Origin of the sequence: Komagataeibacter oboediens (genome assembly GCF_018491655.1) — a bacterium.
Lineage (GTDB): Bacteria > Pseudomonadota > Alphaproteobacteria > Acetobacterales > Acetobacteraceae > Komagataeibacter > Komagataeibacter oboediens.
This window is the reverse complement of record NZ_JABLUU010000004.1, coordinates 1-13,360: the sequence shown is the minus strand read 5'-3', so window position 1 is coordinate 13,360 and position 13,360 is coordinate 1. Positions and strand designations below refer to the sequence as shown.

Sequence of the window (13,360 nt, the reverse complement as noted above, 5' to 3'; positions counted from 1 at the left end):
TTGATATAGGGATCAACACCGGCTTGATGAAACCCCCGGACCTGTCAGACTGTTGGAATGATGACCATGGATGATACCTCACCCCTCCATGCGGCGCCGCAGGCGGGCATGACATCCCCCTCCGCCCCCACGGGCGAACAGATCGCAGCCCAGGCCGAACGCATGGGCGGCCGCCTGCGTGACGCACGCGCGGAAATCGGCCGTGTCATACTGGGACAGGACCGGGTGATCGACCTTGTGCTGACCGCCATCCTGTCGGGTGGGCACGCGCTGCTTGTGGGTGCGCCGGGACTGGGCAAGACGCTGCTGGTCACAACGCTGGGTCACGTCATGGGCATGGATGCGCGGCGCGTGCAGTTCACGCCCGACCTCATGCCATCGGATATTCTGGGCAGCGAGATACTGGATGAGGACGACAGCGGCCGCCGCAGCTTCCGCTTCGTGGCGGGGCCGGTATTCTGCCAGCTGCTGATGGCCGATGAAATCAACCGCGCCAGCCCCCGCACCCAGTCCGCCCTGCTGCAGGCCATGCAGGAACACGAGGTCGCCATCGCGGGCACCAACCACCTACTGCCCCGCCCCTTCCATGTTCTGGCCACCCAGAACCCGATCGAGCAGGAAGGCACCTATCCCCTGCCTGAGGCACAGCTTGACCGTTTCCTCATGCAGGTGACGCTGGATTTCCCCGATGCCGGTGCCGAACGCGCCATGCTGCTGTCCACCACCGGCACCACCACGGCCACGGCCCGGCCCGTGCTGGCGGCAGCCGACGTGCTGGCAGCACAGGATCTGGTGCGCGCGCTGCCGGTGGGCGAACAGGTGGTGGATGCGATCGTGCGGCTTGTCCGCGCGGCCCGACCGGAAACGACCGATGACCCGACCATACGCGAAGCCGTGGCATGGGGCCCCGGCCCACGCGCGGCACAGGCGCTGATGCTGGCCACCCGGGCGCGCGCCCTGCTGGATGGCCGCCTTTCCCCCACAATCGAGGACGTGGCCGCACTGGCCCACCCCGTCCTTGCCCACCGCATGGCGCTATCCTTTACCGCACGGGCGGAAAATGTCCGTCTGGCAACGCTGATCGACACACTGGTCGGACGGATTGGCTGACGTTGCGGTCTCCCCTGTCCTTTCTCACGCGGCTGTCCGGCCGGCCCAGACCGGGGCCTGAACGGGCGGCGTCCCCGTCGGGGCCTGCGGGTGGTGGCAGTCCCTTCCTGCCACGCCACCCGGTTGCGGCAGCGGCACTGGCGGATTCACTGGCCAGCCGCCTGCCTACCCTGATCGTGGCGGCGCGACGGATCGCGCAGAACGCGGGCGGTGGCCCCCACCCCCGGCGCAAGGCAGGTGTGGGCGAGGAATTCTGGCAGTACCGCCCCGCCACACCGGGCGAGGCCGCGACCCATATCGACTGGCGGCAGTCGGCGCGGGGGGACAGGGCCTTCGTGCGCGAACATGAAGCCCAGACCCCGCATACCATATGCATCTGGTGCGATAACAGTGCATCCATGCGCTGGCGGTCTGCTGACAGCCTGCCGCTGAAGGCCGAACGCGCCTTTCTGCTGGCACTGGCCTGCGCCGCAATGCTGCTGCGGCAGGGGGAGGACATCCGCCTGCTGGGCACGACCGGCGCGCCACCGCTGCGCCTGCGGGGCCGACAGGCGCTGGAACGGATGGCGCAGGCACTGATTGCCGCCCTGCGCGCAACGGTGGATGAGCCCGCCCTGCCGCTGGCCGCCGCCATTCCCGCGCGCAGCCGGGTACTGCTGTTTGGCGACGGGCTGTATCCCGTGCCACAACTATCGGCCTTCCTGCGCGCGGCGACCGCGCGGCAGGCGACCTGCACGCTGGTCGAAATAATCGATCCGGCGGAGACCACCCTTCCATATGAAGGCCATACACGCTTTACCGGGCTGGAGGACGAAACAACCGTGCTGCTGAATGGCGATGCCACGCTGCGCCACGATTACAGTGCGGTCTGGGCGCGCCATCAGGATCAGCTGCGCACGGTGTGCCAGGCAGCGGGCTCCCCGCCCGTGCCGCACCTGACGGACCAGCCCCCCGAACAGGCCCTGCTGGCGCTACATGCCCTGCCGGGCATGGGAAACAGGCCATGATGCTGCTCGCGCCATGGATGCTGCTGGGCCTGCTGGCGCTGCCGGTGGTGTGGTGGCTGCTGCATGCCCTGCCCCCCGCGCCGCGCGTGCAGTCCTTTCCGCCCATGGCCCTGCTGCGTGCACTCAATGCGCCGCCGCCGGACGCGACATCCGCCCCGCTCTGGCGGCTGCTGCTGCGCTGTGCTGCCGTGGGGCTGCTGGTTCTGGGGCTGGCGCAGCCGGTCTTTCCGCGCGGGCAGGCCGGCATTGCCGATGCCGACTGCCTGATCGTGCTGGATAACGGCTGGGCCGCGGCGGGTACATGGCCACAGCGCATCCACGCGCTGGACGGGCTGCTGGATCACCTGTCGCGCACCGGGCATGGCGCGCGCCTGCTGCTGACGGCGCGCGGTGACGCGCTGGATCCCGTCATGGTCCAGCCCATGCAGTCGGCACAGGTGCTGCGCGGCATGCTTGACCCGCTCCTGCCCCGCGCATGGCCGGTTGACCGCGCTGCCGCCACACAGGCGCTGGCGCAACTGGCGCAGCAGGGCTGGCACGGACCGGTCATCTATATTGCTGACGGACTGGCCACCCCGGCGGATGCCGCATTTGGCGCCGCACTGGCCAGAATCGGACCGGTGCGGGACATGTACCTGCCCGGTTCGGATATTACCCTGCTTGCACCGCCCGGCCGGGGCGAAAGCAGCCTTGCCACCCGCATCCGCGCCGTGCCACGTCCCCAGCCGCGCACATGGCAGCTGCGGCTTGAAACCGCGGCGGGCGGCACGCTGGGTCTTGTGCCCGTGACCCTGCCCGCGGGACAGGACCATGTGGACGCCACCCCCGACCTGCCGGCGGAACTACGCAGCAAGGTCGATCACCTGTCGCTGGATGGCGTGAACGGGCCGGGCGGGATACGCCTGCTGGATGAACGCGAACGCCAGCGCCCCGTGGGGCTGATCGCCAGCACGTCATCCGATACGCCGCTCATGGGCAGCCTGTTCTACCTGCGCCGGGCGCTGCAGCCCACCGCCGAACTGCGCGAAGGGGATCTGGATACGCTGCTGGCCCGCCCGCTGTCGGTCATCATCGCGCCTGACGGCACGCTGGGCAGCCCGGACAGCCGCAAGAAAGTGGAGGCATGGGTACGCAGTGGCGGCACACTGATCCGTTTTGCCGGCCCCCTGCTGGTCCAGTCCGGTGATAATACCGACCCCACACCCAAGCCTGCGGACACGCTGCTGCCTGTTCCGCTGATGGGGGGCGAGCGGGTGCTGGGCGGCACCATGTCATGGAGCAGACCGGAACACCTTGCCCCCTTCCCCGCATCTTCCCCGTTCCATGACCTCGACATCCCCGGCGATGTCACGGTGTCGCGTCAGGTCCTGGCGCAGCCCTCCACCGATCTGGACAGCCATAGCTGGGCGCGGCTGACCGATGGTACACCACTGGTCACGCATGCCGCCCTTGGCGCCGGGCAGGTCGTGCTGTTCCATGTCACCAGTACGGCGGAATGGTCCAACCTGCCGCTGTCGGGGCTGTTCGTCAGCATGCTGCAGCACCTGATTGATGAAGCTTCGGGCATCGAGACACCAGCGGGCCGTACCCTGCTGGCCCCCTACATGACGCTGGATGGCGATGGCGCGCTGGTCACGCCACCGGCAGGCGCGCAGGCCCTGCGGGCCGATGCCTTTGGCCATACCACCCCGACACCGGAACACCCGCCGGGACTGTATGGGCAGCGCAACAGCCGCCGTGCACTCAATCCGGGCGATGATCCGGCCCCGCTTGCCCCGCAGGCAGCCATCGGCACGGCATCCGACCTGCGCGGTCAGGTGCCTGACCTTGCCATCGGGCCGGTACTCATGGTCATGGCCGCACTGCTGCTGATCGTGGATGGGGTGGCAAGCGTAATGCAGCGCGGACGCAAATGGGGCCGCCGGGCGACCGTGGCAATGCTGCTGGCCTGCACGCTGCATGAGCCCGCCCATGCGGCGGAGGACATTCCCCCCGACGTACCCCGCGCGGCGCTGGAAACCCGGCTGGCCTATATCGTGACCGGACATGCGGATATCGATGATGTCTCGAAAGAAGGGCTGCAGGGACTGTCGGATTACGTCAATGCCCGGACCTCCGCCGTGCTGGGCCATCCTGATGGCGTCGTGCCGGAACATGATGACCTGTCGTACTATCCGCTCATCTACTGGCCCGTGACGGCGGACACCACCACCACGCCCGCGCGCACGGCGGCACTGAACACCTACATGCGCCATGGCGGCATCCTGATGATCGACACGCAGGGACAGGACCCCGCCACGGCACCCAACACCGCCAGCGGCTATACCGGGTCCGCCCCCGGAACGGCGGCGGCGTTGCGGCGCATGACGGCGGGGCTGGATATCCCCCCGCTGACCCGGCTGGATACCCACCATGTGCTGTCGCGCACATTCTACCTGCTGCACGATTTTCCCGGTCGCTATGACGGCATGCTGGTATGGGTCGCGCAGGAAGGCGACAGCACGAATGACGGCGTCAGTCCCGTCATCATCGGCAGCAATGACTGGGCACATGCATGGGCGGTGGATGATGGCGGCAACACACCGTATGCCCCCGTTCCCGATGGCGCGGAACAGCGCGTGGTGGCCTACCGGTTCGGGGTCAATGCCGTGATTTACGCGCTGACTGGCAATTACAAGGCGGATCAGGTGCATGTGCCCGCCCTGCTGAAACGGCTGGGGGAATGATGGGCATGCCCGACCTGTCACGCCACATGATGGCATTCAGCCCGCAGGTGCCGCCATGGTGCATCGACATCCTGCTGGCCATGGCTGTGGCCCTCGCGGTCATGGGAGTTGTGCGACGGGTGCGCGGCAGCGTGTGGCGGCTGCTGGCGGCGCTGGGCCTCATCGCGTGGCTGTGCAACCCGCAGCGCATTACCGAAACATGGCACCCTCTGCCTGAAACCGCGCTGATCATGGTGGACCAGTCGGCATCCATGTCCGAGCGCAACCGCGACGAGATGGCGCGCAACACCGCCGAACGCCTGCAGGCGGAGATGAACCGCGTGCCGGGGCTTGTGCCGCGCATCGTGACCCTGCGCGAAGCCCAGCATGGGGGCACGCGGCTGTTTGGTGCATTGCGGCAGGCGGCGGCGGATATTCCGCCCTCACGCCTTGCGGGTGCGGTGCTGGTGACCGACGGGGAAGACCATGACATTCCCGCAAGTGTTCCCGACATGCTCGACCCCGATGACGGACATGGCCACCGCACGATGCTGCCGCTGCATGTCCTGCTGACCGGCAGTGGGGAGGAAACGGATCGCCACCTGCGCGTGCTCCAGGCGCCGCCCTTCGCCATTGTCGGCAAGGACGTGACCATCCGTGTCGAGATTGATGACCAGGGCGCGCATCCCGCCCCCGGCGCCACCACCCAGCTGACCCTGACGCAGGGGGATGGCACGACCTTCTCCCGTCCCGTGCAGATCGGGCAGCCACAGGACATCACCCTGCCGGTCACCCATCCGGGCGAGATGCTGGTGGGCCTGTCGGCGCCTGAACTGCCTGGCGAGGTTTCAACACGCAACAATCATGATGTCATCCGCATCAACGGCGTGCGCGACCGGCTGCGCGTGCTGCTGGTATCGGGCACCCCCAACCAGGGCGAACGGGTCTGGCGGCGACTGCTGAAGGCCGACCCGTCGGTTGATCTGGTCCACTTCACCATCCTGCGCCCGCCCGATCGCGATGACGGCACGCCGCTGTCGGACCTGGCTTTGATCGCCTTCCCGGTGAATGAACTGTTCCAGCAGAAAATCGACCAGTTCGACCTCATCATCCTCGACGGGTTCGAAAACCGGGGCATCTTGCCTGAAGCCTACCTGCGCAATATCGTCAACCACATCCGCGCGGGCGGCGGGCTGCTGCTGATCGGGGGACCGGAATTCCTGACCCCCGGGTCCCTGCAGGACACGCCGCTATCGGATATCCTGCCGGCCCACGTGGCGTCCACCGACGGCATGACCGTGCGCCGGTTCCGGCCCGACCTGACGGAAACCGGCATGCGTCATCCCGTGACCTCCGGCCTGCCGGGCGCGCCCGACCATGCGGGCGGCCAGCCGGGATGGGGGCCGTGGTACCGCAGCCTGCATACGGATACGGCGGGCGGCGAAGTGCTGATGACAGGCCCGGACCAGCAGCCCCTGCTGGTCCTTGACCACGCGGGCAAGGGACGCGTGGCCTTCCTGCTGTCGGACCAGGCGTGGCTGTGGTCGCATGGCGAAGGTGGCGGGGGGCCGCAATCCGAACTGCTGCGGCGCATTTCACACTGGCTGATGAAGGAGCCGGAGCTGGAGGAAAACCAGCTTGAGGCCGAAATCTCGGCAGGCCAGATGACCATTACCCGCCGTTCGGTCACTGCCGGGCCGCCACCGGTTGTCCATGTGATCGCCCCCGATGGCACCACGCAGTCCATAACGCTGGAACCCGCGGGCAATACGGGACTGACCCGCGCACGCCTGCCCGCACGGCAGGAAGGGATATGGACCGTGCGTGACGATGCGGGACATGAAGCCTTTGCCGCCCCGCGCGCCGAAGACCCGGTCGAGTTTGCCGACCTGCGGGCAACGGCGTCCCTGCTGGCCCCCATGGCCGCGGCGACGGGGGGCGGTGTGCACTGGCTGGGCGATAACCCGCAGGCACCGTCCCTGCCGCAGGTCGTCATGGAAGACGGACGGGTGACCTCGACCGCGGACCGGTTTGCCTTCCCCGCACGCAACGCGCACAGCGTATCGGGACAGCAGGCCACGTCCATGCTGCCAGCCTGGGCGGTGGGGCTGTTCGTGCTGGTCATGCTGCTTGTGGCATGGTGGCGCGAAAGCCGTTCCTGACAGAAAGATGATTAGGCATCGCATCCGCCGCCATTTTGCGGTAATCACCAGAACGGTCGGGTGGCATATGGCAGTTTCGCATGCCCGGACGAACGCTCACTCTCGGGACAGGACATGATTTCCAGATCCGGTATTTATCTTCTTGTCGCAACCCTGTTCGCAGGCGTCCCTTCCGTATGCATGCCCATCCATATGGCCCATGCGCAGGATGCCGACGAAGCGGAAGCCGAGGGCGAAGCCGCCGAAGCTGCGAAAAAGGCTGAGGCCCGCCGTGCAGCCAAGGCCGCGGCCCCGCCTGCGGCCCTGCCCGGTGCGGAATCCAGCGAAGAGGAACACGGCCACGCCAGCGCCGACATGAATCCGACCGACGCACTGTTTGACGCCATCAACCGTGGCAGCCTTGGTGCGGCGAAGGAAGCCCTGAACCGGGGCGCGGACATGACGGGCCATAACGTGCTGGGGCAGACGCCGCTGGACATGGCGATTGACCTGAACCGCAATGATATTACCTTCCTGCTGCTGTCCATGCGCACCTTCTCGGATTCAGACCCGCATTTTGCATCCAACAACCTTGCGGAAGGCGAGGATGACACCCCGCCGCTGACCATGCCGCACCATGCCTCCACCACCGCCAGCGCCGACAGGCGGTATGATGCGTCCGGCGGCCATGCCGATCCGTCCATCGGGTTCCTCGGCTTTGGCGGCAGCTAAGGGACTGGCTAAAATACACGGCTGATAAAAAAGAATAAAACTTTCCGGGTGTCATCTCTTTGCGAAAAGACGATGGTTCGGGGCGCTTTCTGAAAAAGCGGCCCCAATACCTGGCCTGCTATTATTGCCGGATGCGTCCCGGACGGACGTTTCAGGCCATCCCTCCAGAATCCATTCCGGGCGCGGGTCGTGCTTAAGAAATGTCGTCAGTTCCCGCCCGGCGAATTCAGGTCGGCCTCCACGGCCATGATTTCCTGCACGATCCCGTCCGGGTCACATGTTCCGCGCCGCCGTGTATTGGTCAGCAGGATGAATTCGACGGTCATGGGACGTGCCGAATACCGCTGGCGGCTGACGCGATAGCGTTTGTAGCCACGGGTAAAAACCCGGACCTCCCCACGTTCGCAGTTGGCGCGCACCATATCATCCAGCGGAATGAAGCCATCGGTGCTGTAACTGGTGGCGACCCAGCGCGTATCCAGCGCGGATAACAGGTCACGGTAGGCCACCAGCGCCTGCCTGCGATGATTATAGGGGCTACGGCGCTCCGTCCGCCAGTCCTGCCGGATCGCCGATTTATCCCGCCCCGTGATCTTGGGGGCAAGGTCCGGCTGGTCCCACAGGGCGATCGTATTCAGCACATGGTAATTCGCGCCGTAAGGATGCTGGTTGTAGGGCGGGTCCACATACGTGATCGTAGCCTGTCCCACCTGCGTGGGCAGATGCGTGGCCAGTTCATGTGCGTCCATGCGCATGACCCGGTTGTCACGCCCGTTATCGATAAAGCAGGCCGGGCGCAGGTACAGGTCCGCCGCGATCCGGTACAGCGCTGTGCCGGTGCGCCCGCCCCAGCCCCGGTGAAACCCCTTGAACAGGCCGCTGGTATTACTGTTGTAACTGGCGCTGTACAGTAATGGCGCAAGCAGGCACGCCTTCTGCGCGGCATCAAGCAGGCCGTCATGTTCCCACTGCGCGATCCGTTCACGGATGGCATCAATACGCATGCCGTTCTTGCGCATATAGAACATCCGGTCACGTGCCGTGTCATACTGCACGTCATCATCGGGGCACAGGTGCCGCGTCACCCAGCCTTCCAGCGGCGGCAGGGCATTCAGTTCAGCCATGACCTGCGCATAATCGCGTCCCCCCGCAAACCGGGGTGGAGCGGACGTGGCCACATGGCATCGGTTCAGGACCTCGCTATACGGTTCCCAGTCATTAGTCAGCACGCGAAAACCAAGCCGCTTGGCCAGACGCGACACGACGCCGGTCCCGGCAAACAGATCCACGAAATCGGTCTGCCCGGGATCTTCCCCCGTGGCCGCGATCGCCTGCGCGATCAGCCCCAGCAGTTTACGCTTGTTCCCGATATAGGGGATAAGCTGACTGAACAGGTAATCATCCGTCTGCAGGGCGGAATGGCGGCCCGCGTTCCATTCCATCGCGGACAGGGCATGAGGCCCGGCAAGATCGGGGCGCCGGTTCATGCTGCCGCTTCCCTGAATGGTTTGTCCTGCCCCACCGCCATCGGTCAGGAGGCGACGGCTGCCTGCTCCGCCCGGATTTCACCGCGCAGCACATCAAGCTGGGTCAGTTCGCCCTCGCGCTCGAAATACCAGAAGGTCCAGCCATTGCATGATGGCGCGTTGGTCAGCAGCGCACCCATTTTATGGATCGACCCCCGGTGCCGTCCACTGACCAGCGTACCATCGGGCGATACGGTGGCGCGCACCCGCTTCTGCCGGTCCATGAGCACGGTGCCCGCAGGCACCATGCCCCGTTCCACCAGCAGGCCAAAGGGCACGCGCGGGCTTTCACGGCGGGCGGGCGTGGTCAGCACGCTGTCCAGCGGCACGGGTTTTTCCCGGCGGGCGCGGCCGATCGCGGCCTCGGCATAATCGGGATGACGTTCAATGCCAATAAAGCGCCGCCGCAGCCTGCGCGCCATGGCGGTGGTGGTGCCGGTGCCCGTAAAGGGGTCCAGCACCACGTCATCGACGTTGGTCGAGGCCACCAGCACGCGATGCAGAAGGCTCTCGGGTTTCTGGGTAGGGTGCAGCTTCAGGCCATGCTCGTTACGCAGCCGTTCGCCGCCGGTGCACAGCGGCAGGTACCAGTCGGAGCGCATCTGCACATCATCATTCAGCGCCTTCATCGCCTGATAGTTGAAGCGATAGCGGCTGTCCGGTCCCCTTGCCGCCCAGATCAGCGTTTCATGCGCGTTGGTGAAACGGCGACCACGGAAATTGGGCATGGGGTTGGACTTGCGCCAGATCACGTCATTGAGGATCCAGAACCCCAGATCCTGCAGGATCGCGCCGATACGGAAAATGTTATGGTATGATCCGATTACCCATATCGTGCCATCCTTGCGCAGCACGCGCCGCGCTTCGCTAAGCCACGCGCGGGTAAATTCATCATAGGCCTTCAGGTCACTGAACTTGTCCCAGTCGTCATCCACCCCATCGACCACACTGTCATCGGGCCGACGCAACTCGCCCTTCAACTGCAGGTTGTAGGGCGGGTCCGCGAAGACACAGTCGATCGACCCCGCGGGCAGGGTCTGCATCATCTCGACACAGTCGCCCCGCAGCACCTGGTCCAGGGGCAATTCCATCATAACCGCACCGCTCATGAATTGTTCAGCATGATGGCTGCTCCGCGCTTTGGGGTGAATAAGGGGAAACCGACGCCTGCACGATCCGGCGCACCGTGCCGAATGCCGCGCGATGGTGGGGGCTGATGCCATCCGCCATCAGGGCCGCACGGTGAATGGGGGTGCCGTAGCCCGCGTTGCGATCCCAGCCATAGCTGGGCCAGCGCTGCGCCAGCCGCGTCATCAGCCGGTCCCGGATGACCTTGGCCACGACGGAGGCCGCCGAGATGGACAGGCTGATCGCATCCCCCCCCACGACGCATCGCGCCGGGCACCCGAAATCGGGCGCGGCGTTTCCATCAACCAGAACCAGTTCAGGGGATTGCGGCAGGCGACCGACCGCACGCTGCATGGCAACCCATGACGCGCGCAGGATATTATACCGTTCGATTTCAGAAACAGATGCGGCACCCACCCCGATCAGGACACCAGGCGTGGCGTGCAGCACATCATAAAGCTGCTGCCTGACTGCCGGCTTCAGCTTCTTTGAATCATCCAGCCTGTCCGCAAGCACGCCCGGCACGCCGGAAAGGAACATGACCGCCGCAGCGACGACAGGTCCGGCCAACGGGCCACGACCTACCTCATCCACACCGGCGACCCGTCCCCCATGGGCGTTTTCAAGCGCGTAATCGGGCATCCATTCCTTCCTGATCGTATGCGAATCGAACCGTTCCGGCCCGATTCGCATCGAATTTCCGTTCTGGAAGGATGGAAACCATTTTTATGCAGGGTTGCGCAAGATGCTGTGGACTCATCGAGTCCCTTAAAATGAAAAAAAAACGACTCGACCCGGTTCAGCCCTTGCGACGGGGCATGAAAATCATCCCGACAATGGTGCCCAGCGCAGCTGCGATCCCCAGCGAAAACAGCGGGCGTTCGCGTACGAACGTGACCGCACGTTCAACCTTGCCCTCGCCTTCTTCATACAGGTCGGCGAATTCCTGACGTGCCATGCCCGCAAGCTGGTCCACCTTGCCTTCCGCCTGCATGCCCATGTTGCCCGTCAGGCCACCAGCAGCATCCTTCAGGCGGCCCACGCCTTCGTCCATGATGCCTTCGGCCTTGTTCTCGATGGGCGTTGCCTTGTCTTCCGACATGATTCGTACTCCGTTATATCGCTGATGTGTAGCGCAGGCCTGTAACGCCACGATGGCGCTTACGGTTCCGTACCGCGTATATCATGCATGATCATGCCCCCCTTGACGACCGCTTCCCCCACATTGCCCCCACCTTCCCCCCGCATGGAGTCACCCTCCACCGCGCGCAAGCGTATCATGGCCCTGATCGTCGCCAGCCTGATGATGATGGAACAGATTGACGGCACGGCCCTGACCACGGCGCTGCCCGCCATGGCGGGGGATTTCCATGTCGACATTCCCCAGACCAGCATCGCGCTGACGGTCTACATGCTGGGCCTTGCCGCCCTGATCCCGGCATCGGGCCATGTGGCCGAACGCTTCGGCAGCCGGACCACGCTGCGCTGCGCCGTCGTGCTGTTCCTGTCCGGTTCGCTGCTGTGCGGGTGGGCGCCCAATCTTGTGGTGCTGGCACTGGCGCGACTGGTGCAGGGCGCGGGCGGCGCCATGATGGTCCCGGTCGGCCGGCTGGTGATCCTGCAGAACGTGCCCAAGTCGGAACTGCTGGCTGCCATGGCGTGGGTCATGCTGCCCGCCACCATCGGCCCCATGGCCGGGCCGGTGCTGGGGGGCGTGCTGACATCATGGCTGTCGTGGCGGTGGATCTTCTACATCAACATCCCGCTCGGCCTGCTGGCCATTGTAATGACGGGACGGTTCATTCCCCAGATCCGTGCGGTCCGTCCACCCCCCTTTGACCTGCGGGGCAACATCCTGTCCGCGACCGGGCTGGCGGGGCTGATCTTCGGCATGGAAATGCTGACCCATCCGGGCTTTCCACCCGTCATATCTTTCGGGCTGCTGCTGCTGGCCCCGCTGTGCGCCGGGGCCTACCTGCGCCATGCGCGGGGGGTAACGCACCCGGTGCTGGACCTGTCGCTGCTGCGGGTGGCGACCTTCCGCATTTCGGTCCTTGCCGGGGGACTGACCCGCATTGCCACCGCCGGGATCATCTTTCTCCTGCCATCGCTGCTGCAGACACGCTTTGGCGCCAGCGCCGCCCAGAGCGGGCTGATCACCTTCATCGCCCCGGTTGGCGCGCTGGTCATGCGGTTCGCGGCCCCCCGCATTTACCGTGGCCGGGGCTTCCGCACCGTGATGTGCGTGGCCAGCCTTGTGCTGCCGGCCGTATGCCTGCTGCTGGCCGGGTTCCGACCGGGCATGCCCATGGGGTGGCTGCTGGGGCTGCTGGCCATGAACGGGATGGGCCAGACGCTGCTTTACACCGGCTACAACACCATCGCGTATGCTGACATGCCAAAGCCACGCATGGGAACGGCAACCAGCCTGTATTCCACCTGCCAGCAGGTCATGCTGACAATGGGCATATGCCTTGCCGCCGGGATGCTGGCCGCATGCCACTCGGTACTGCCCGTGAAATGGCAGGGGCAGGATTACAGTCTGACATTCATGGCGTGCGCGCTGGTCGCATCAATGGCGCTGCCGATCCTGCTGCGACTTTCCGCCGATGCCGGGGCCACCGTAAGCGGGCATGAACACATTGAAAACACCGGAAAGAAACGATATTGAAACGTTCGGCAGTTTCCCTCTTTCCCACCGCGCAGACAATGTTACATTCCCTAACTTAGACAGTTTCGCAGCCGTGTTAATACTGCAACTGGGCGAATCAGAAACCTTGCCCCATCACGCATGACCCGGTCCTACAAGAGCAGGACATCCGTCCGACAACAGGCAGAAAACCGACCGCATGGATACAACCCCTCCCCCGCCCCCCACTTCAGGTCCCGGCACGCCCCCCGGGGGAAGCTCCCGGCGCGGGCGGCGCATCCTTTATCTGGCGGGCGGGGCGCTGGCGGTTGTGCTTGGTGTCGCCTTCCTTCGCCCGCATTCCGGTGGCGGTGGCCACAGA

The 13,360-nt window shown here is 65.5% G+C and carries 10 protein-coding genes; 6 read left to right on the top strand and 4 right to left on the bottom strand.

The features are described from left to right. The first annotated feature begins 57 nt into the window (after positions 1 to 57). From HNO79_RS04885 to HNO79_RS04865, 5 genes are all read left to right on the top strand, one after another. Positions 58 to 1,110, top strand: a complete 1,053-nt coding sequence (locus HNO79_RS04885) for an AAA family ATPase (protein ID WP_214165025.1) — start codon at positions 58 to 60, stop codon at positions 1,108 to 1,110. 2 nt (positions 1,111 to 1,112) lie between these two features. Beyond that, entirely contained in the window at positions 1,113 to 2,117 is a 1,005-nt protein-coding gene (locus HNO79_RS04880; protein ID WP_214165026.1) for a DUF58 domain-containing protein, read from the top strand. Next, entirely contained in the window at positions 2,114 to 4,843 is a 2,730-nt protein-coding gene (locus HNO79_RS04875) for a DUF4159 domain-containing protein (RefSeq protein ID WP_214165027.1), read from the top strand. The genes HNO79_RS04880 and HNO79_RS04875 overlap by 4 nt, the downstream gene beginning before the upstream one ends. Then, positions 4,840 to 6,984, top strand: coding sequence for a VWA domain-containing protein (locus HNO79_RS04870; protein ID WP_214165028.1), 2,145 nt, complete (start codon positions 4,840 to 4,842; stop codon positions 6,982 to 6,984). The genes HNO79_RS04875 and HNO79_RS04870 overlap by 4 nt, the downstream gene beginning before the upstream one ends. A 114-nt stretch (positions 6,985 to 7,098) precedes the next feature. Beyond that, positions 7,099 to 7,695, top strand: coding sequence for an ankyrin repeat domain-containing protein (locus tag HNO79_RS04865; protein ID WP_010516522.1), 597 nt, complete (start codon positions 7,099 to 7,101; stop codon positions 7,693 to 7,695). A gap of 206 nt (positions 7,696 to 7,901) precedes the next feature. Here the strand turns inward: HNO79_RS04865 and HNO79_RS04860 are convergent, their stop codons facing one another. From HNO79_RS04860 to HNO79_RS04845, 4 genes are all read right to left on the bottom strand, one after another. Further along, positions 7,902 to 9,182, bottom strand: coding sequence for a DNA adenine methylase (locus tag HNO79_RS04860; RefSeq protein ID WP_048855651.1), 1,281 nt, complete (start codon positions 9,180 to 9,182; stop codon positions 7,902 to 7,904). 44 nt (positions 9,183 to 9,226) lie between these two features. Further along, the gene (locus HNO79_RS04855; protein WP_010516524.1) at positions 9,227 to 10,330 is read right to left on the bottom strand and encodes a site-specific DNA-methyltransferase; all 1,104 of its coding nucleotides are present in this window, start codon (positions 10,328 to 10,330) and stop codon (positions 9,227 to 9,229) included. A gap of 7 nt (positions 10,331 to 10,337) precedes the next feature. Beyond that, a complete protein-coding gene (locus HNO79_RS04850) occupies positions 10,338 to 11,042 on the bottom strand; it encodes a ribonuclease HII (RefSeq protein WP_010516525.1) in 705 nt (234 codons plus the stop codon). Positions 11,043 to 11,148: 106 nt separating this feature from the next. Beyond that, entirely contained in the window at positions 11,149 to 11,451 is a 303-nt protein-coding gene (locus HNO79_RS04845) for a CsbD family protein (protein ID WP_010516526.1), read from the bottom strand. A gap of 177 nt (positions 11,452 to 11,628) precedes the next feature. Here HNO79_RS04845 and HNO79_RS04840 point away from each other — a divergent pair, with 177 nt between their 5' ends. After that, positions 11,629 to 13,020, top strand: coding sequence for an MFS transporter (locus tag HNO79_RS04840; protein WP_214165034.1), 1,392 nt, complete (start codon positions 11,629 to 11,631; stop codon positions 13,018 to 13,020). The last annotated feature ends 340 nt before the right edge of the window (positions 13,021 to 13,360 follow it).